The sequence below is a fragment of the Micromonospora sp. NPDC020750 genome (assembly GCF_044334565.1).
Classification (GTDB): domain Bacteria; phylum Actinomycetota; class Actinomycetes; order Mycobacteriales; family Micromonosporaceae; genus Micromonospora.
In genome coordinates, this window is the sequence record NZ_JBIRTH010000002.1 from 184,198 (window position 1) to 202,847 (window position 18,650).

Below are 18,650 nucleotides of genomic sequence, written 5' to 3' on the forward strand. Positions count from 1 at the left end.
CCCTACCGGGAGGACCGGATGCAGCGCAGTCCCCGAACACCGCTCCTGGCCGTCCTGGCGGCCCTCGCCACCGCCGCCGCAGCGACCCTGACCCTCGCCACCCCGGCCCTGGCCGCCGGCCCCACGGCCGCCTTCACCAAGACCTCCGACTGGGGTGCCGGCTGGGAGGGCCGCTTCACCATCACCAACGGCGGCCCGGGCACCGTCACCGGATGGCAGGTCGCCTTCACGCTGCCGACCGGCACGACGCTCGGCTCGTACTGGGACGCCACGGTGAGCAGCGCCGGCCAGCGACACACCTTCACGAACCGGTCCTGGAACGGCACCGTCGCGCCCGGCGCCTCGGTGTCGTTCGGCTTCCTGGCCACCGGCGCGGGCTCCCCCACCGACTGCACCCTCAACGGGGCACCGTGCGGCGGCGGCATACCCACCTCCCCGCCCACCACGACCCCGCCCCCGACCACTCCACCCCCGACCACCCCGCCCCCGACCACCCCGCCCCCGACCACCCCACCCCCGACCACTCCGCCCCCGACGACCCCACCGCCGACCACCCCGCCGGTTGGTGGGCTGCCCAAGCACGCGCTGATCGGCTACCTGCACGCCAGCTTCGGCAACGGCGCGGGCTACCTGCGGATGGCCGACGTGCCCGCCGACTGGGACGTCATCAACCTCGCCTTCGGCGAACCCACCTCGGTCACCTCCGGCGACATCCGCTTCCAGCTCTGCCCCGTCACCGAGTGCCCCGGCGTGGAGACCGAGGCGGAGTTCACCGCGGCGATCCGGGCCAAGCAGCAGCAGGGCAAGAAGGTGCTGCTCTCGATCGGTGGCCAGAACGGGCAGGTGCAGCTCACCACCACCGCCGCCCGCGACACCTTCGTCCGGTCGGTCTCCGCGATCATCGACCGGTACGGCCTCAACGGCCTGGACATCGACTTCGAGGGCCACTCCCTCTACCTCAACACCGGGGACACCGACTTCCGTAACCCCACCACGCCGGTCGTGGTCAACCTGATCTCGGCGATCCGCACCCTCAAGCAGCGCTACGGGGCGGGCTTCGTGCTCACCATGGCCCCGGAGACGTTCTTCGTGCAGCTCGGCTACCAGTTCTACGGGTCGGGCCCGTGGGGCGGACAGGACCCCCGGGCCGGGTCGTACCTGCCGGTGATCCACGCGCTGCGCGACATCCTCACCGTCCTGCACGTGCAGGACTACAACTCCGGCCCCATCGTCGGGCTGGACAACCAGTACCACACCATGGGCAGCGCCGACTTCCACATCGCGATGACCGACATGCTGCTCACCGGGTTCCCGGTCGCCGGGAACGCCAACGCCGTCTTCCCCGCCCTGCGCGAGGACCAGGTCGCCTTCGGCGCACCATCCTCGACCAGCGCAGGCAACGGATACCTCGCACCCGCGGGCGTACAACAGGCGGTGACCTGCCTGGTCAAGGGCCAGAACTGCGGCGGGTACGCCCCGCGCAGCGGGACCAACCCCGCCTTCCGGGGCCTGATGACCTGGTCGATCAACTGGGACCGGTACTACTCCTGGGAGTTCCGGCTCAGCCACGGCCCGTTCCTCAAGGCGCTGCCCTGACCCGGAGCCCGAAGAGGATGCCCTGACCCGTCGCCGGACGCCGCCCGCAGTGGTGGCGGCCGGCGACGGCAGTCGGCCCGGTCACGGCCACCCGAGACCGGAGGCGTCCTAGCCGCGGCGGGACCAGGTCCAGGCGTAGCCACTCGGTCGCGGCGTCGCAGAGGTCGAGGGGGCGGAACGTGTCGACCATGACGGCCAGCTCGTCGAAGGCTTGATCCCTACGCGGGCGGGCCCCGGCGAACCCTTGACGTGGCTCCGGTCCGTACGGGTCTGGATCTTGGAAGCAAGTGGCCCCTCCGAGGGCCGAAATCTTCCAAGATCTGCCTGTTTACCTTTGGCGGGGTCTCATGTCCAGGTTGCCCTTCGAAGCGTCGGTGATGTCAGAGCGAGCGCGGCTGCCGTGGCCAGGGCCACGGAGCACGCGACGAGGATCGTGCTCGCGGTGGTCGCGTCGGTCACCGTGCCGCCGAAGAGCAGCAGGAGCACTCGCGGAAGGGTGATCGCGGTCAACATCAGGCCGACGATCGCCTCTTCCGCCTTCTGCAACATCGTCGTGGTTCTCCTGCCTGCGATGCTCCTGGGGCGCGGCACACCCTCGGCCCTCAAGCAGGTCGAGGGTCAAGCCGTGTCTCAGCGAGTGACGCAGGCGCTCAACCCGTGGCGAGGGCGGTGAGGCGGTCGACGGAGACGCAGGAGGTCAGGCAGCGTTCCTTGGCGTCGCTGGTGAGCCGGGCCGTCCAGGTGGTGAACCCGCCGTCGCCGAACTCGACGGTCTCGCCGCCGTGCGTCGCGGTGAGCCCCAGCGCCGCGCCGACGTAGTAGCCCCGCCCGCCCGTGCGGTCGGGCTCCTCCACGAGTGGCACGCCGCCGGCCGCCAGGGTGGGCAGAACCGTGTCGGCGACGCGCTCCCGTAGCACGGGGGAGTCGAGAACGGTGAACCGCAGCCGGGGTGCGGCGGACGGCACCAGGCGGGCGAGGACCCGCTGCCAGTAGTCGAGGTGCAGCGTCAGCAGCCGGGCCTCCGTGCGGCCCGAGCCGGTGTCGCGGGCGCTGGACACCAGCGCGAAGAGCCGAAAGTGCGTCTGCATCCCCGCGTCGAACCGCTGCGCCCGCAGCACCCGATGGCTGGCCGCGAGGTGCACCTCGCCCGGACCGCCCCCGCGCAGCCGCCGGTCGGCGGCCTCGACCGCCAGCGCGTTGGTGGGGTCGCTGAGCACCTCCAGCGAGCGGGTCGCCGTGACGATCCGGTTCTGGCTGCCGGGGGTGACCGCCGCACAGGTGCCCAGCGGCACGACGGGGGACAGTTCCACGCCCGCGACCTCGGCGGGCAGCAGGTCCCACAGCAGCGCCTGCACGGCGGCCGTCGCACGTGGATCGCGGTCGGCCGGGCGTACGAAACGGTCCTCCCGCCAGCGGCGCAGCACCTCGGGCGGCCGCACCCGCGCGGCCCGCGTCTGGGCCAGGGAGAGCAGGAGCGTGGTCAGGTCCGAGGCCGGCAGGGCATCCAACGTCCCGCGTACGCCGTCCGGCAGCGCGGACCACACCCGCCGCTCGGCGTCCGACATCCCGTCATCGCTCATCCGGGCAGGATGGTCGACGGCGGCCGGCCCGGTCCATCGACTTTCGCCGGCCTGCGTCGGCTATGCGCGGCGCGCCCAGGTCCAGGCGTAGCCCGGGTCCTCGCACTCGGTCGCGGCGTCGCACATGTCGAGAGGGCGGAACGTGTCGACCATGACGGCCAACTCGTCGAAGAAGTCGGCGCCGATCGACCGCTCGGCGGCCCCCGGCTGAGGGCCGTGGGTGAAGCCGGACGGGTGCAGCGAGATCGAGCCCTGTTCGATGCCGGAGCCGCGCCGGGCCTCATAGTTGCCGCCGGTGTAGAAGAGCATCTCGTCGGAGTCGACGTTGTGGTGGTTGTACGGGACCGGGATGGCGTCGGGGTGGTAGTCGACCTTGCGCGGCACGAAGGAGCAGATCACGAAGTTCGGGCCCTGGAACGTCTGGTGCACGGGCGGCGGCTGGTGGATCCGACCGGTGATCGGCTCGAAGTCGTGGATGGAGAACGCCCACGGGTAGAGGTGCCCGTCCCAGCCGACCACGTCGAACGGGTGGTTGGCGTAGACGTACCGGGTCCACCCGCGCCGGTGCCGGACCAGCACCTCCACGTCCTCGCCGTCCACCTGTAGCGGGGCGTCCGGCCCCCGGACGTCCCGCTCGCAGTACGGCGAGTGCTCCAGGAACTGGCCCCGCACCGACAGGTAGCGCTTGGGCGGGCCGATGTGCCCGGTGGCCTCGACGGCCAGCAGCCGGACGGGTTGGCCGCCGGCCGGCACGAGGCGGTGGATGGTCGAGGTGGGGATGACGACGTAGTCACCGGCGACCGCGTCCAGCACGCCGAACGGCGATTCCACCCGCAGTGCGCCGGACTCGACGTACAGGCAGTGGTCGCCGGTGGCGTCGCGGAACAGCGGGGAGGGCCGGTCGGCGAGCACGTACGCGATCCGGACGTCGTCGTTGGCGAGCAGGTACCGCCGGCCGAGCACCGGGTCGGCCCCGGCCCCGTCGAGCTTGTGGGTGCGCAGGTGGCGGGGCTTGAGCGGCAGGTTCGGCGCGCGGGTGACGGCCTGCGGGGTGTACTCCTCGGCGGCGACGATCGCGGTCGGGGCGTACCGGTGGTAGAGCAGGGACGAGTCGGAGGAGAAGCCCTCCTGGCCCACCAGTTCCTCCGCGTAGAGGGTGCCGTCGGGCTGCCGGAACTGGGTGTGCCGCTTCCGGGGCACCTCGCCGACTCTGCGGTAGTACGGCATGTCGCCTCCCGATTCGTCCCGTTCACCGGCCGTTGGCGTCCGATAATCGGACGCTGTTGTCCGTTCCTTGTAGCGTCCCGTAAGTTCTTGTGTCGTGTCAACGCAGGTGCCCCGCCTCTTCGCCGGACTCGTCGACGACGCCGCCGTCTTCCCGCCCGGCAGCGCGACGCTGCCCGACGCGGTCGCCGCCCACCGCCGCCACCGCGACTCCTGGTACGCCGGCCTGGTCGGCCCGCTGCTCGTCCCCGCCTCGGCCGTCGTCGCCGGCGAGCTGACCCCGCTGGTCGACCCCGCCGAGGGCCTCGTCGTCGGGCTGATCGGCGACACCGGCGTCGAAGGGCTGCCCGCCGCGCTGTCGTTCCTGGCCCCGGCCGGCGTCACCGCCCGCCAGGTCGAGGTGGCGGTCGCCCGGCGCGGCGAGGACCCGCAGCCCGGCCTGGCCGAGCTGCTGAAGCTGACCGGGCGGTGGGACGGCGTCGACGTCTACGCCGAGATCCCGCTGACCTTCGGGCTGATGGGGGCGCTGGACACGGTCGCCGCCGCCCGCGCCGACGGGGTGCCGGTCGCGGCCAAGTTCCGCACCGGCGGGCTGGCCGCCGAGCTGTTCCCGACCCCGGTCGAGCTGGCCGCCGTCATCTGCGCCTGCCGGGACCGGGGGCTGCCGTTCAAGCTGACCGCCGGGCTGCACCACGCCGTGCGGCACCGGGACCCGGAGACCGGCTTCACCCACCACGGCTTCGGCAACGTGCTCGCCGCGGCCCTCGCCGCCGCCGACGGGGCCGAGGTGGCCGAGGTGGCCGTCCTGCTGGCCGCGACCGACCCGGCGCCGCTGGTCGAGCTGGCCCGCACCGGGCGGGACGGCGACCGGCCGCTGTGGGTGGGCTTCGGCTCGTGCAGCATCGAGGAACCACTGACCGATCTGATCCGGCTGGGGCTGGTGAACGGGGGGTACGACGGATGACCTGGGTGACGGAGGCCGAAGGCTCGGCGTACGGGGTGCGCAACCTGCCGTACGGGGTGTTCCGGTGGGGCGGGGACGATCCGCGGATCGGCGTACGCATCGGGAAGTTCGTGCTCGACCTGGCCGGCGCCGAGGCGGCCGGGCTGGTGCTGGCCGCCGGCGCGTTGGGCCGGCCCTCCCTCAACGCGTTCCTGGCGCTGGGCCGTCCACAGTGGACGTCCGTGCGGCAGCGGGTCACCGAGCTGCTCACCGACGAGGCTCACCGGGCGGCGGTGGAACCGCTGCTCGTCCCGCTCGCCGAGGTCGAGCTGCTGCTGCCGTTCGAGGTGGCCGACTACGTCGACTTCTACTCCTCCGAGCACCACGCCGGGAACGTCGGGCAGATCTTCCGCCCCGGCCAGCCGCCCCTGCTGCCGAACTGGAAGCACCTGCCGATCGGATACCACGGTCGGGCCGGCACCGTGGTGGTCTCCGGCACTCCGATCGTCCGCCCCACCGGGCAACGGGCCACCCCGCAGGGCCCGGTCTGCGGCCCGTCCGTACGCCTCGACATCGAGGCCGAGGTCGGCTTCGTCGTCGGCGTGCCGAGCGCGCTCGGTGACCGGGTCGCGGTGGCCGACTTCGCCGACCACGTCTTCGGGGTGGTGCTGGTCAACGACTGGTCCGCCCGGGACATCCAGGCCTGGGAGTACCAGCCCCTCGGCCCGTTCCTCGGCAAGTCCTTCGCCACCTCCGTGTCGGCCTGGGTGACCCCGCTGGACGCGCTGGCCGACGCGTTCGTGCCCGCGCCGGACCAGGACCCGCCGGTGGCGGAATACCTGTGCGACGTGCCGCACGTCGGGCTGGACCTGCGGCTGGCGGTGGAGTGGAACGGCGAGCGGGTCAGCGAGCCGCCGTTCGCCACCATGTACTGGACCCCCGCCCAGCAGTTGGCCCACCTCACCGTCAACGGCGCGTCCCTGCGCACCGGCGACCTGTACGCCTCCGGCACCGTGTCCGGTCCCGAGCGGGGGCAGGTCGGCTCGTTCCTGGAGCTGACCTGGGGCGGTACCGAGCCGGTCAAGGTCGGTGGCGAGACCCGGACCTTCCTGGAGGACGGCGACACCGTCACCCTCACCGCCACCGCGCCCGGCCCGGACGGCACCACCGTCGCCCTCGGCGAGGTCACCGGGACCGTCCACCCGGCCCGCTGACCGGGGCCGAGCCGCCCCGCCGCGCCACCGGAACGCGGCTTCGACGCACCACCGAACCCCGATCGCACCCGCTGTGCGATCGGGGTTCGGCGTAGCCGCGTTTAGCGTCGGGACCGTCCGTCGCGGCGGCCCCGGCCGGCGGCGCAGCGCAGCGGCGCCGGCTGTCGTGGACGTCTCAGCGGACAGAAGGTAAAGAGCATGACCGATCTCGCGGGCGCCGTCTGGCGCACCAGCAGCCGTTCCAACGACCAGGGACTGTGTGTGGAGGTGGCGGACAACCTGGTCGACACCGCCGGCGTGGTCGCGATACGCGACTCGAAGAACCCGGCCGGGCCGGCGCTGGCAGTGAGCCCGCCGGGCTGGACCGCCTTCGTCGACGCCATCCGGGTCGGGCGGTTCCGGGTCTGATCGACGCCCGGGGAGGCCCGGTCCCGCCTCGCCCCGGGACGGCCCCCAGCGGCGGAATTCCCGCCGCTGGGGCCCCGCCGCACGCTCACCCACCGTACCGTGGAGGACACGGGAGGTGTCATGTCGACGGTCACGGTCACCCAGTTCATCCAGGCACCCGCCGTCGACCTGTGGCGGATCCTGGTCGACCTGCCGGCCCGCGCGGACTGGCTCTGCACGGTCGGCCAGGTCGAGCTGCTCACCCCGGGCCGGCTCGCCCCGGGCACGGCCTGGCGGGAGACCCGCACCCGGCCGGACGGCGGCGGACAGGCCGAGGAGTTCGTTGTGTTGGAGGCCGTGCCGCCCCGCCGGCTGGTGCTCACCTCGCTCGGCATCGGCGTGAGTTACCGGACCACCTGGACGCTGCATACCGTGCGGCGCCGCCGCCGGTCCTGCACCGCCGTCACGGTGCGCCAGGAGGCGGTGTCCACCGCCCCGTACGGTCGCGTCCTGGCCCTGCTCTTCGGCAGCCTGGCCGCCCGCGCGGTCGAGGGAGCCTTCCGCCGGGACCTCGCCGACCTCGCCCGCGCTGTCGACCCGGCGGCTGCCGCGGAGGCGGCCTGACCGGGGCGACGGCGGCCCTCCTGGGTAGGGTGCCGGGCGGAGGTGCGGCATGGTGTTCGCGAGGGGGCGGCGGCGGGTCGCGATGGCGGTCGCGGCGCTGGTCGGTGCCGGGGCGGTCGCGGTGGTCGTGCACCGGGTGCTCGCTCCCGCCGAGGTCGACACGCCCGCCCGGGCCGGCTACCCGGCGGCGGTCACCCCCGCGGTCGGGGTGGTGGGCCGGTTGCCGGTGGCCCCGCTGATCGTGGACGGCCGGCTCCGCGTCTACGCCGCCACCCGTCAGGTGTACGCCGACCAGCCGGCCGACAGTCGGTACCGGGTCACCCCGTACTGGTCGTACCGGCGCTGGCCGGCCGAGGTCAGCGGGGTGGTGGCGGAGGGGACCACCGTGGTCAGCCGGTGGTCGGACGGAAAGCTGGTGGCGCTGGACGCGCGTACCGGCCGGGTGGCCTGGGAGGCCGACGGCCCCGCGCCCGCCGAGGGCTGGACCGCCCGCCGCACCGGGGCCGGGGCGGTCTGGGACCCGCCAGGGCTCTTCCTCGCCCGGGCCTCAGACGGCCGGCCGGTGCTGGTGGTCTCCGGGGCGGACGGGGTGCGCGGCATCGCGCTCGCCGACGGCCGGCAGCTCTGGTCGGCGGACGTGGACGGCGGGTGCCGTGCCGACGTGGCCACCACGGCGGCCGGGCAGCTCGTCGCCGTGGACCGCTGCGCCGGGCCGGCAACCGTGGAGTTCCGCGACGTGGTCACCGGGGCGCAGACCACCCGCTGGGCGCCCCCGGGAGCGACCGCCGAGCTGGCCGTCACCCCGGTCGGGTGCGTGAGCCACCGCTCCCGGTGCCGGGGCCTGCGCACCACCGGCCCGGCCGGCGGGGCGGGACGCGGCTGGCTGGTCGGCGCCGGTCCGCCGGCGGCCGCCCCGGCCCTGGACCCGGCGGGGTCCGAGCTGGACGGCGAGCGGGTCGTCGCGGCGGCCGACGGGGCGGTGAGCGGGCGGGCCGCCCGGACCGGCGAGGAGCTGTGGCGTCGGGCCGACCTGGGGCCGGCCCGGATCATCGCCGCCCAGCCCGGCCGGGTGCACCTGCTCACCGAGGCGAACGACCTGGTCACCCTGGACCCGAGCTCGGGCGCGGAGCGCTCCCGCTTCCCGCTGGACGTGGGCCGGGACGGCATCGGCTGGGTGCCGGGTCTGGCGTACGCGGGAAGCGGCTACGTGGCGATGGAGCGGCTCCGCGAGCCGGCCGACCCGGACGCCGACGACCAGCGCTACTTCCTCATGTCCGAGCCGGTGGTGCTCGCCGCCACCTGAGCGAGCCACACAACGGACACCGCCCGGCCCCTGCCGTCACGACAGGGCGGACTCGGCCACCGCGAGGAAGGCGTCGTTCTCCGCCGGGGTGCCGATGGTGACCCGGACGCCGTCGCCCGGGAACGGCCGGACGATCACCCCGCGCACCTCGCAGGCCCGGCCGAACTCCACCGCCCGGTCGCCCAGCGGCAGCCAGACGAAGTTCGCCTGGCTCGACGGCACGTCCGGGACGAGCTTGCGCAGCGCCTCGGTGACCCGGTCCCGCTCGGCGACGACGAGCGCGCAGCGTCGCTGGACCTCGTCGGCCTGGGCCAGCGCGGCGAGCGCACCGGCCTGGGCGGCCATGCTCGTGGAGAACGGGGTGACCACCTTTCGCACGGCGGCGGCCACCTCGGGGGCGGCGACGAGGAAGCCGATCCGCAGGCCCGCCAGCCCCCACGCCTTCGACAGGGTGCGCAGCACCACCACGTTCGGCCGGTCCAGGTAGGTCAGGCCGTCCGGCACCTCGGGGTCGGTGACGAACTCCCGGTACGCCTCGTCGATGACCACCAGCACGTCGTCGCCGACCGAGTCGAGGAACCGGTCCAGCTCCGGACCGCGCACGGCCGTGCCGGTCGGGTTGTTCGGGTTGCAGACCAGCACCATCCGGGTCCGGTCGGTCACCGCCGCGGCCATCGCCGTCAGGTCGTGCCCGTGCCCGGCGTCATTGGGCACCCGCACGCTGGTCGCGCCGCTGGTCGCCGCGATGATCGGGTACGCCTCGAACGAGCGCCACGAGTACAGCAGCTCGTCGCCGGGCAGGCAGGTGGCCCGGACCAGGTGCTCGGCCAGCGCCACCGACCCGCAGCCGGTGGCGATCCGGTCGGCGTCCACCCCGTACCGCTCGGCGAGCGCCGCGCGGAGCGCCACCACGCCCATGTCCGGGTACCGGTGCGAGCCGGCGACCGCCTCGGCGACCGCCTCCACCACGCCGGGCAGCGGGCCGTACGGCACCTCGTTGCTGGCCAGCTTGATCGCCTCGGCCAGGCCCAGCTCGCGGGCCAGGTCGGCGGGGCTGCGGCCGGGCACGTAGTTCGGCAGCGCGTCGAGGTCGGCGCGGGTCAGTCGCAGCGGCGGCTGGCGGCGTCCGGTGTCGGTCATGAGGTGTCTCCCGGGGGGTTGGCGGGGTCTTTCGGGGCGGCGGATCCAGTGCCGGCACCGGGGACGCGGGGGAGCTGGACCACCACGGTCTGCGCGCGCTTGTCGTGCAGCGCTTGGCGCAGCGGATGGTCGAACAGCGGCGACAGCGCGTCGACGAGCTGGAGCAGCAGGCCGAAGCCGCAGCAGTACCAGAGCAGGGTGGGCAGGCCCAGCGTGCTCCACCGGCGCAGCGCCCGGCCGAAGCCGAGCGGCTGGTCGGCCTCGACCGGCACAGCCCGTACGCCCATCATCCGCTTGCCGAGGGTCTGCCCGTTGCCGGCCATCGTCGGCACCTCGTAGGCGAACCAGAGCGCGGTGGCGATCAGCAGGATGGCGACCTGGAGCCCGCCGGCCTGCTCGCCCGGCTGGGGCAGCCCCTCGGTGGACGAGTCGCCGGCCATGGCCCGGCGCAGCACCTCCCGGAAGTACGGGGTGATCTCCTCGACGTACCGGTAGACGAACCAGCCGTTGACGACCGCGTTGAGCAGGAACACGACGCCGAAGTCGATCAGCCGGGCGATCAGCCGGGCACCGAAGGAGGCCAGCGGCAGCCCGTGCGGGCGGGGCACGGGTGGGCGCCCGGGCCAGTTCGGGTACGGCCAGCCGGGCGGCGGCCCCTGCGGGTGCCCGTACCCGGGTGGCGGGCCGTGCCCGTGGCCCGGGCCCTGTTGCGGGCCGCCGACCGGTCCCTGCTGCGGGCCGGGTCCCGGCCAGCCGGGGAACGGGCCGGGCCCGGACGGCCCCAGGGCGCCGGGCGACCCGGGCTGCTGCACCGGGGGCATGGCCTGCTGCCCGTGCGGCGCGGCCTGCTGCCCGTGCGGCGCGGCCTGCTGCCCGTGCGGCGCGGCCTGCTGCCCGTGCGGCGCGGCCTGCTGCCCGTGCGGCGCGGCCTGCCGGCCGGGCGGCGCGGCGGGGCTGGCCGGGGGCGGGGGCTCGACCGGGGGTGGGCCCTCCGGCGGGGTGGCGTCGACCGGGATCGGCGCTCCGATCCATCCCCCACCGTCCCAGTACCGCCTGGTCTCGCGGTCGGCGGGGTCGACGTACCAGCCTGGTTGCACGCTCACGGAGCAACCTTAACGACGACCGTCCGGGCGAACTTGTCGTGGAGGCACTGCTGCCAGGGCTTGTCCCACAGCTGCCAGAGCCCGTCGACGTAGCTGAGCCCGGGCACGAACATGGCCCCGACGAACTGCACCAGGTACCGCCGGCCGGCCGTACCACGGTCCAGCGTCTGGTTCGGGTCGAGCGGGACGACCCGGATCTTCATCACCTTCTTGCCCAGCGTCTGGCCGGTCCGGCGCAGGTACTCGACGTGGTAGAGCCAGTAGAGCCCGAGCATCAGGACGAGGAGCCCCAACTCGGCCAGGAGCAGCGGCAGTATGAAGCCGGTGATGAAGTCGCCCGCGTCGGCCGCGTAGTACGTGCCAGCCGGGTGGTCCTGGTCGATGCCGCCGAAGATCGTGTACGCAAAGATCATGAAGACCGGCAGGAACAGCACCACGGCGACCAGCCCGGCGACGGCGCTGTCGATCAGGTAGGCCAGCAGGCGGTCGCTGAAGCTGGCCAGCGGCTGCCCGCCGGGGCCGACCGGCACCGGCGGGAACCCGGGACGCGGCGGCGGGGCCCAGCCGGGCGGCGGGGCGTAGCCGGGCGGGCCGGTCCAGCCGGGCGACGGCGGCGGGCCGGCGACGGCGCCCGGCGGGGCGTACCCGGCGGGGCCGGGCTGCGCCGGGACGGCGTACCCCTGCGGGGCCGGGGCGGGGGGCGGCGCGACGCCACCGGCGGCGGGCGGCTGCCCACCGGCCGGTGGCGTCGGGTACGTCGGAGGCTGGGTCACGCTGGACAGTGTCGCAGGTGGGCTACAGGTTGCCCCGCTTCTCCTGCTCCCGCTCGATGGCCTCGAACAGGGCCTTGAAGTTGCCCTTGCCGAAGCCCAGCGAGCCGTGCCGCTCGATCAGCTCGAAGAAGACCGTCGGGCGGTCCTGCACCGGCTTGGTGAAGATCTGGAGCAGGTAGCCGTCCTCGTCCCGGTCGACCAGGATCTTGCGGGCCTTCAGCTCCTCGATCGGCACCCGTACGTTGCCGATCCGGGCGCGCAGCTCCGGGTCCTCGTAGTACGAGTCCGGGGTGTCCAGGAACTCGACGCCGGCCGCGCGCATAGCGTCGACGCTGCCCAGGATGTCGTTGGTGGCCACGGCGATGTGCTGGGCGCCGGGCCCCTGGTAGAACTCCAGGTACTCGTCGATCTGCGACTTCTTGCGGGCCACGGCCGGCTCGTTGAGCGGGAACTTCACCTTCCGGGTGCCGTTCGCGACGACCTTGCTCATCAGGGCCGAGTAGTCGGTGGCGATGTCATCGCCGATGAACTCCGCCATGTTGGAGAAGCCCATCACCCGCTTGTAGAACTCCACCCACTCGTCCATCCGGCCCAGCTCCACGTTGCCGACCACGTGGTCGACGGCCTGGAAGAAGCGCTTCGGCTGGAGACCGGCGTCGATCATCGGCTGCCGGTCCACGATCGGGCCCCGGGCCACGAAGCCGGGCAGGAACGGGCCGGTGTACCGGGAGCGGTCGACCAGGGTGTGCCGGGTGTCGCCGTACGCGGCGATGGCCGCCATCCGCACGGTGCCGTGCTCGTCGGAGACGTCGTGCGGCTCGATCAGGCCGGTCGCGCCCTGCGCGGTGGCGTGCGCGTACGCGGCGTCGACGTCCGGCACCTCCAGCGCGATGTCGCTGACACCGTCGCTGTGCCTCGTCACGTGGTCCGCGCCGGTCGCGTCCGGGCGCACCGCGCCGGTCAGCACGAACCGGGCCGAGCCGCTGGTCAGCACGTACTCGGCGTGGTCCCGGTAGCCCTGCTCCGGCCCCCGGTACGCCACGCAGGTCATGCCGAACGCGGTCGAGTAGTAGTGCGCGGCCTGCTTGGCGTTGCCGACCAGGAAGTGCAGGTGGTCGAGCCCCCGGACCGGGAACGGGTCGTGGCTGATGTCGTGGTCGACTGCGCCGACCAGCACGTCGACGTCGATGTCCTCGGTCGACTGGGGTCGGTCGATCGCCTGGGTCATGGTGACCTCCCTTGCGTACCGGCCGGCCTCGCGGGCCGCCGTCGGTGGGTTGTCTGGCGAGGATCGCCGGATTGCGGGTGGTTGGGCAACAGTTGGTCGAATCCCTGGTCAGGTTGCGCATTCGGTATGGTCTGCACCCGTGACTGCTGTGCAGGATGTCCAGCTCGACGAACTCGACGCGCGACTCATCGGGCTGCTCGCCGAGGAGCCCCGGATCGGGGTGCTGGAGTGCTCCAGGCGGCTCGGGGTGGCCCGGGGCACCGTCCAGGCCCGGCTCGACAAGCTCGTCGACCGGGGCGTGATCGGCGGCTTCGGGCCGGACGTCTCCCCGGCCGCGATCGGTTTCGGGGTGACCAGCTTCGTCACCCTGGAGATCAGCCAGCGGCTCGGGCACGACGCGGTCACCGCACACCTCGCGGCGATCCCCGAGGTGCTGGAGGCGCACACCATCACCGGCTCCAGCGACCTGCTCTGCCGGATCGTCGCCCGGTCCAACGCCGACCTCCAGCGGGTGATCGACCAGATCGTCTCGTACGAGGGCATCCGCCGGGCGTCGACGATCATCGCGCTCGCCCAGCAGATCCCGTACCGGGTGCTCCCCCTCGTCCGCTCCGCGGCCCGGGAGACAAGGGCACCCGCTTGACGTCCCCGGTGGAGCAGGGGCCCTCTTAACACGTCCGCCGCGCAGAAAGCACCGCGACACGGGCGCGCGGGCACTCGACCCGGCGGTGATCGTCGTTACCGTGTCCGGTGTGGCGAAGGTGGGCGGCCTCAGGTTGCGTGGTTGGCTGCTGCTCGCCCTCGTCACGGTGGTCGTCCTCGCCGCCGCCGGGGTGTGGAACCCGTGGCCCGGGGTGTGGGACTGGGTCGACCGCAGTGAGCCGATCTCCGAGCCCGACGTGGTCTGGCAGCAGCGGATCGGCGGGACCCCGAAGAGCGTCACGATCGCCGGCGGCGCCGTCGTCGTCGAGCAGCGTACCCGGGTCGAGGCGCGCAGCCTCGCCACCGGCGTCCAGCTCTGGGAGCGCAAGGCCGACTGGTCCGCCGTGGCCGGCGGCGACCGCGACCCGGTCGTCGCCGTGGGCAAGCTCCTGGTCAAGGGGTACGAGCTGCTCGACCCGATCACCGGGGCGACCCGCCGCCGCGACGACGACGCGGTGGCCGTGTGGACGTACCGGAACCTGCTGCTCGACGCCCGGTGCACCGAGGCGACCGACTGCACGCTGAGCGCCTGGGACCCGCGCGGCACCGCGCCCCTGTGGACGGCGTTCCTGCCCGGCGTCAGCACCGGCCTGTTCGCCGACAACCCGGACCTGCTCGGCACGCGCCGGCTGAGCACCACCCGGGTCGACGACGGGGTGGCCGGCCCGGAGGCGGTGCCCCCGCTGCTCGGCTTCCCGGTCGACGGCCGGGTGCACGTCGTGGACACCGCCACCGGGCGGGTGCTCCAGGACGTCGAGCCCGGCCGGGACGAGCGGCTCGCGGTGGTCGGCGGCCGGATGCTGCGGATCCGGGCGGTCTCCCAGGACGGGGCGTGCGCGTTCACCCTCACCGCCCACGACCCGACCACCGGTCGGGAGGTGTGGCGGCGCACCGGGGTCAACCTGCGCACCGCCGACAGCGCCGGCTGCGCCCAGCGGGAGGACCCGCAGGGCGCGCGGAACGTGCTGATCGGCGTCGCCCCGAACGGCCGGGAGGCCGTCATCGACGGGTACGACGGCCGGCTGCTCCAGGTCAACGGCGAGGGGGAGAAGCTGATCGCGGTCGACGACCGGTACGCGCTGGTGCGCACCGCCGACAAGCGGTCGATCGTCGCCCGGGAGTTGGGCGGGAACCGGACCCGGTGGACCCGGGCGGCCGGCGGCAGGAGCGGTGGGACGCTCACCCCGTACGCGGCGGTGCTCGCCGAGGAGAAGCCGAACCGGCTGATCGCGCTGGACCCGCGTACCGGTAAGGAGCTGTTGGTGCTGCGGACCTCGGCGAACGCTCTGGCCATCGGCCCGGCCGGCATGGTCATCGGCGAGGGCCGGGAGATCGGGTACGTCCGTTTCGGCGCGGGCGGGGCGGCCCCCGCGCGGCCGTCCGGCGACGGTGGCGTCCCCGGCCCGGGCGGCCCAGGCCCGGGTGACCCGGGCGGGGGCACCGACGGGGGGCCCGGCGATTGCGGGCCGAAGCGGGAACTCTGCCCCGAACGGGACGACAAGGACGGCTGAGTGCGACGGGTGAGAGCGGCGTCCCAGGACCGACCCGTCGGGTGTCCCCGATCGGCCGGCCTGCCCTAGGCTTTCCGCTCATGAGCAGTGCCGCGTTCTCCTACGCTCCCTTGCTGCCGACCGGGCCCGATCAGACCGAGTACCGCCTGGTCACCGACGAGGGCGTCGACGTCGTCCACGGGCCGGGCGGGCGCCGTTTCCTGACCGTGGAGCCGGCCGCGCTGACCGCGCTGACCGCCGAGGCGATGCACGACATCGCCCACTACCTCCGCCCCGCGCACCTGGCCCAGCTCCGGTCGATCATCGACGACCCGGCGGCCTCACCGAACGACCGGTTCGTCGCGCTGGACCTGCTGCGCAACGCGAACATCGCCGCCGGCGGGGTGCTGCCGATGTGTCAGGACACCGGCACGGCCATCGTGATGGGCAAACGCGGCCGGCACGTGCTGACCGACGGCGGCGACGCCGAGGCGATCTCCCGGGGCGTGTACCAGGCGTACACGAAGCTGAACCTGCGCTACTCGCAGCTCGCCCCGCTGACCATGTGGGACGAGCGGAACACCGGCAGCAACCTGCCGGCGCAGGTGGAGATCTACGCCGAGGATCCGGACGGCCACCCGGACGCGTACAAGTTCCTGTTCATGGCCAAGGGCGGCGGCTCGGCCAACAAGTCGTACCTCTACCAGGAGACCAAGGCGCTGTTGAATCCGACGCGGATGATGCAGTTCCTGGAGGAGAAGCTGCGGCTGATCGGCACCTCGGCCTGCCCGCCGTACCACCTGGCCGTCGTCATCGGCGGCACCAGCGGCGAGTACGCCCTCAAGACCGCCAAGTACGCCTCGGCGAAGTACCTCGACGCGCTGCCCACCTCCGGCTCGATGACCGCGCACGGCTTCCGGGACCTGGAGCTGGAGGCCGAGGTGCTGGAGCTGACCCGCAACTTCGGCATCGGCGCGCAGTTCGGCGGCCGGTACTTCTGCCACGACGTGCGGGTGGTCCGGTTGCCCCGACACGGCGCGTCCTGCCCGGTGGCGATCGCCGTGTCCTGCTCGGCGGACCGGCAGGCCGTCGCCAAGATCACCCCGTCGGGCGTGTGGCTGGAGCGCCTGGAGACCGACCCGGCGCGGTACCTGCCCGACGTCACCGACGAGACGCTCGACGCGTCCGAGGTGGTCCGGGTCGACCTCAACCGGCCGATGGACGACATCCGCGCCGAGCTGTCCAAGTACCCGGTGAAGACCCGGCTGTCGCTGACCGGCCCGCTGGTCGTCGCCCGGGACATCGCACACGCGAAGATCGCCGAACGGCTGGACGCGGGCGAGGCGATGCCGCAGTACCTGCGCGACCACGCGGTCTACTACGCCGGCCCGGCCAAGACCCCCGAGGGGTACGCCTCCGGCTCGTTCGGCCCGACCACGGCCGGCCGGATGGACGCGTACGTCGAGAAGTTCCAGGCAGCCGGGGGCTCCATGGTGATGCTGGCCAAGGGCAACCGGTCCGCCCAGGTGACCCGCTCCTGCCAGCAGCACGGGGGCTTCTACCTCGGCTCGATCGGCGGCCCGGCCGCCCGGCTCGCCCAGGACTGCATCCGCCACGTCGAGGTGCTCGAATACGCCGAGCTGGGCATGGAGGCGGTCTGGAAGATCGAGGTGGAGGACTTCCCGGCCTTCGTCGTCGTCGACGACAAGGGAAACGACTTCTTCGCCGAGGTCACCAAGCCCGTGCTCACCGTCGGCCGCCGCTGACCGGTCGGGCCACCGAAGTCGTCGCACGCGAAAGGGGCGCCGGGCGGAAGCCCGACGCCCCTTCGTCGTCAACCTGCGTCAGGTCGCCCGGCCGACGAGGAACGTGCCGCTGAAGGTCTCCGACACGACCCCGTCGCCGGTGCGGGTGTAGACGGCGACCCGGTGGATGCTGGCGGTCGTCGGGGTGTAGGTCACCGACGCGGAGCCGTCCGTGCCAGCGGCGACCGTCTGGGTGGGGCGCCCGTCGAACGAGTAGACGTACTCCGTCACCCCGGCCATCCCGGGCCCGAAGACGAACGTGCCGGGCGTTCCGGCCACCGCGCCCAGCTTGCCGATCGGGTACTCGACGGAGCTGACGGTCGGCTTGGTCGCCAGGTAGAAGCGACGGTGGGCCTCGCCCGAGGGCAGGTCGCCGGCCGTGCGGCTGCGCACGTACACGTCGTTGTAGCCCGGCCGGGTCGGCGTGACCGTGACCGTGGCCGTGCCGTCGACGGCCGCGCCCACAGTCTGCTCCGGCCCGTCGTTGAGCCGGTAGGTGTACTCGACCACGTCATCCATGCCCGGCGCGAAGGTCAGGGCGCGCGGCTGGCCGTACCCGGCGGTCGGGTTGCCGTCGGTGATCGTCGGGCTGGTGACGCGTACCCGGAACGTGTAAGTGGTGGCGGGCGACACGTTGCCCGCCCGGTCCACCGCCCGCACCGACAGGACCCGCGGCCCGTCGTCGTCCGGCGTGATGGTGACCGTCGCCGAGCCGCCCGGCTGGTCGGGGGCCACGTAGCTCGTCGGCCCCCCGGACAGGTCGTATCGGAACTTGTCGGTGTCGGTGTCGCCGTTCGCGGCGAAGGTGAACTGGCCCGGGATGCCCGGCCCGCCGTACCAGCCCAGGTCGGCCGGGTAGTCCGGCGAACTGACCGTCGGCTGAGCCGGTTGGGTGGTGTCGACGGTGAACCGACACTCCGCCGACCAGGCCGAGGCGGCGTCGGCCGAGTCGGTGGCCCGCACGGCGAACGCGTACGTCCCGCCGTCGACCAGGGAACCAGCCGGGATGTCGTACCGGAACTGGCCAGGCGCGGCCTTCGCCGAGGACGTCCACTCGGTCCGCTGCGTCGGCTGCTCGACGGGCCACCAGGCGAAGGTCGCGGTGACCTGTTCCACGGCCGCCGGCTGCGCGTCCGGGTCGCTGACGGTTGCCCTGAAGTACGGCGTGGTGGTGCTCACGGCCAGGCCGGCGGCACAGGTCAGGTCGGCGACGCTGAGGTTGCCCGGCACGTCGGGCGCGGTGTTCGCCGACGCGGTGGCCGGGCCTGCGGTGGCCAGTGCCCCGGTGCCGGCGAGTAGGGCGGCGAGCCCTACGGTGACGAACCGGCGCGGCATGCGCCGGGGACATTCGGAAGGTACCCCGCTGGAACCCCCGTTGACCTGCACGATGCTGCCCTCCACTGAGGCCGGGATGATTGAACGATCTTAACTTCGTGAGTGTTCTTCCGTGCAGATATTTCGGCTGGCATCGATGCCTTGGCCATCCGGGAAGGAGATGCGGTGGGGCCGGTGAAAGAGGGAAAAAGCCAGGCGGCGAC

At 73.4% G+C, this 18,650-nt stretch carries 17 protein-coding genes and 1 pseudogene; 9 read left to right on the top strand and 9 right to left on the bottom strand.

Annotation, left to right across the window (positions count from 1 at the left end; all coding sequences use genetic code 11):
- The first annotated feature begins 18 nt into the window (after positions 1 to 18).
- Positions 19 to 1,596, top strand: a complete 1,578-nt coding sequence (locus tag ACH4T9_RS05990; protein ID WP_396670567.1) for a chitinase — start codon at positions 19 to 21, stop codon at positions 1,594 to 1,596.
- A 108-nt stretch (positions 1,597 to 1,704) separates the two neighbouring features.
- On the opposite strand, the pseudogene ACH4T9_RS05995 reads toward ACH4T9_RS05990, so the two are convergent.
- The 4 genes and pseudogenes from ACH4T9_RS05995 to ACH4T9_RS06010 form a co-directional block, all read right to left on the bottom strand.
- A pseudogene (locus ACH4T9_RS05995) lies at positions 1,705 to 1,861 on the bottom strand (homogentisate 1,2-dioxygenase); the annotation flags it as partial.
- A gap of 80 nt (positions 1,862 to 1,941) precedes the next feature.
- Positions 1,942 to 2,145, bottom strand: a complete 204-nt coding sequence (locus tag ACH4T9_RS06000) for a hypothetical protein (protein WP_396670566.1) — start codon at positions 2,143 to 2,145, stop codon at positions 1,942 to 1,944.
- A gap of 101 nt (positions 2,146 to 2,246) precedes the next feature.
- The gene (locus tag ACH4T9_RS06005; protein WP_396670565.1) at positions 2,247 to 3,176 is read right to left on the bottom strand and encodes a hypothetical protein; all 930 of its coding nucleotides are present in this window, start codon (positions 3,174 to 3,176) and stop codon (positions 2,247 to 2,249) included.
- Positions 3,177 to 3,236: 60 nt separating this feature from the next.
- On the bottom strand, positions 3,237 to 4,403 hold the full coding sequence (locus ACH4T9_RS06010; RefSeq protein ID WP_396670564.1) for a homogentisate 1,2-dioxygenase: 1,167 nt from the start codon (positions 4,401 to 4,403) through the stop codon (positions 3,237 to 3,239).
- Positions 4,404 to 4,497: 94 nt separating this feature from the next.
- Here ACH4T9_RS06010 and ACH4T9_RS06015 point away from each other — a divergent pair, with 94 nt between their 5' ends.
- From ACH4T9_RS06015 to ACH4T9_RS06035, 5 genes are all read left to right on the top strand, one after another.
- Positions 4,498 to 5,364 (top strand): hypothetical protein, encoded by an 867-nt coding sequence (locus ACH4T9_RS06015; RefSeq protein ID WP_396670563.1) that lies wholly within the window; start codon positions 4,498 to 4,500, stop codon positions 5,362 to 5,364.
- Positions 5,361 to 6,557 (top strand): fumarylacetoacetase, encoded by a 1,197-nt coding sequence (gene fahA, locus ACH4T9_RS06020; protein WP_396670562.1) that lies wholly within the window; start codon positions 5,361 to 5,363, stop codon positions 6,555 to 6,557. The genes ACH4T9_RS06015 and fahA overlap by 4 nt, the downstream gene beginning before the upstream one ends.
- A 198-nt stretch (positions 6,558 to 6,755) precedes the next feature.
- Complete coding sequence (locus tag ACH4T9_RS06025) at positions 6,756 to 6,965, top strand: DUF397 domain-containing protein (RefSeq protein ID WP_396670561.1); 210 nt, start codon at positions 6,756 to 6,758, stop codon at positions 6,963 to 6,965.
- Positions 6,966 to 7,085: 120 nt separating this feature from the next.
- On the top strand, positions 7,086 to 7,568 hold the full coding sequence (locus ACH4T9_RS06030) for an SRPBCC domain-containing protein (protein ID WP_396670560.1): 483 nt from the start codon (positions 7,086 to 7,088) through the stop codon (positions 7,566 to 7,568).
- A 49-nt stretch (positions 7,569 to 7,617) separates the two neighbouring features.
- On the top strand, positions 7,618 to 8,871 hold the full coding sequence (locus ACH4T9_RS06035) for a pyrrolo-quinoline quinone (protein WP_396670559.1): 1,254 nt from the start codon (positions 7,618 to 7,620) through the stop codon (positions 8,869 to 8,871).
- 36 nt (positions 8,872 to 8,907) lie between these two features.
- Here the strand turns inward: ACH4T9_RS06035 and hisC are convergent, their stop codons facing one another.
- Genes hisC through hppD form a run of 4 tightly spaced genes read right to left on the bottom strand, consistent with a single transcriptional unit; the run spans position 8,908 to position 13,115 of the window.
- A complete protein-coding gene (gene hisC, locus ACH4T9_RS06040; RefSeq protein ID WP_396670558.1) occupies positions 8,908 to 10,011 on the bottom strand; it encodes a histidinol-phosphate transaminase in 1,104 nt (367 codons plus the stop codon).
- Complete coding sequence (locus tag ACH4T9_RS06045) at positions 10,008 to 11,114, bottom strand: RDD family protein (RefSeq protein ID WP_396670557.1); 1,107 nt, start codon at positions 11,112 to 11,114, stop codon at positions 10,008 to 10,010. The genes hisC and ACH4T9_RS06045 overlap by 4 nt, the downstream gene beginning before the upstream one ends.
- Complete coding sequence (locus ACH4T9_RS06050; protein WP_396670556.1) at positions 11,111 to 11,887, bottom strand: RDD family protein; 777 nt, start codon at positions 11,885 to 11,887, stop codon at positions 11,111 to 11,113. The genes ACH4T9_RS06045 and ACH4T9_RS06050 overlap by 4 nt, the downstream gene beginning before the upstream one ends.
- 22 nt (positions 11,888 to 11,909) lie before the next feature.
- Positions 11,910 to 13,115 carry a 4-hydroxyphenylpyruvate dioxygenase gene (gene hppD / locus ACH4T9_RS06055; protein WP_396670555.1) on the bottom strand — a complete coding sequence of 402 codons (1,206 nt, stop codon included), beginning with the start codon at positions 13,113 to 13,115 and terminating at the stop codon, positions 11,910 to 11,912.
- A gap of 139 nt (positions 13,116 to 13,254) precedes the next feature.
- On the opposite strand from hppD, the gene ACH4T9_RS06060 reads away from it, so the two are divergent.
- The 3 genes from ACH4T9_RS06060 (at position 13,255) to ACH4T9_RS06070 (ending at position 17,073) form a co-directional block, all read left to right on the top strand.
- Positions 13,255 to 13,758 (top strand): Lrp/AsnC family transcriptional regulator, encoded by a 504-nt coding sequence (locus ACH4T9_RS06060; protein ID WP_396670554.1) that lies wholly within the window; start codon positions 13,255 to 13,257, stop codon positions 13,756 to 13,758.
- Positions 13,759 to 13,867: 109 nt separating this feature from the next.
- Positions 13,868 to 15,328, top strand: a complete 1,461-nt coding sequence (locus tag ACH4T9_RS06065; protein ID WP_396670553.1) for a PQQ-binding-like beta-propeller repeat protein — start codon at positions 13,868 to 13,870, stop codon at positions 15,326 to 15,328.
- 80 nt (positions 15,329 to 15,408) lie between these two features.
- Positions 15,409 to 17,073, top strand: coding sequence for a fumarate hydratase (locus tag ACH4T9_RS06070; protein WP_396670552.1), 1,665 nt, complete (start codon positions 15,409 to 15,411; stop codon positions 17,071 to 17,073).
- 78 nt (positions 17,074 to 17,151) lie between these two features.
- On the opposite strand, the gene ACH4T9_RS06075 is transcribed toward ACH4T9_RS06070, so the two are convergent.
- Positions 17,152 to 18,447, bottom strand: a complete 1,296-nt coding sequence (locus tag ACH4T9_RS06075) for a hypothetical protein (protein WP_396670551.1) — start codon at positions 18,445 to 18,447, stop codon at positions 17,152 to 17,154.
- Between the last annotated feature and the right edge of the window lie 203 nt (positions 18,448 to 18,650).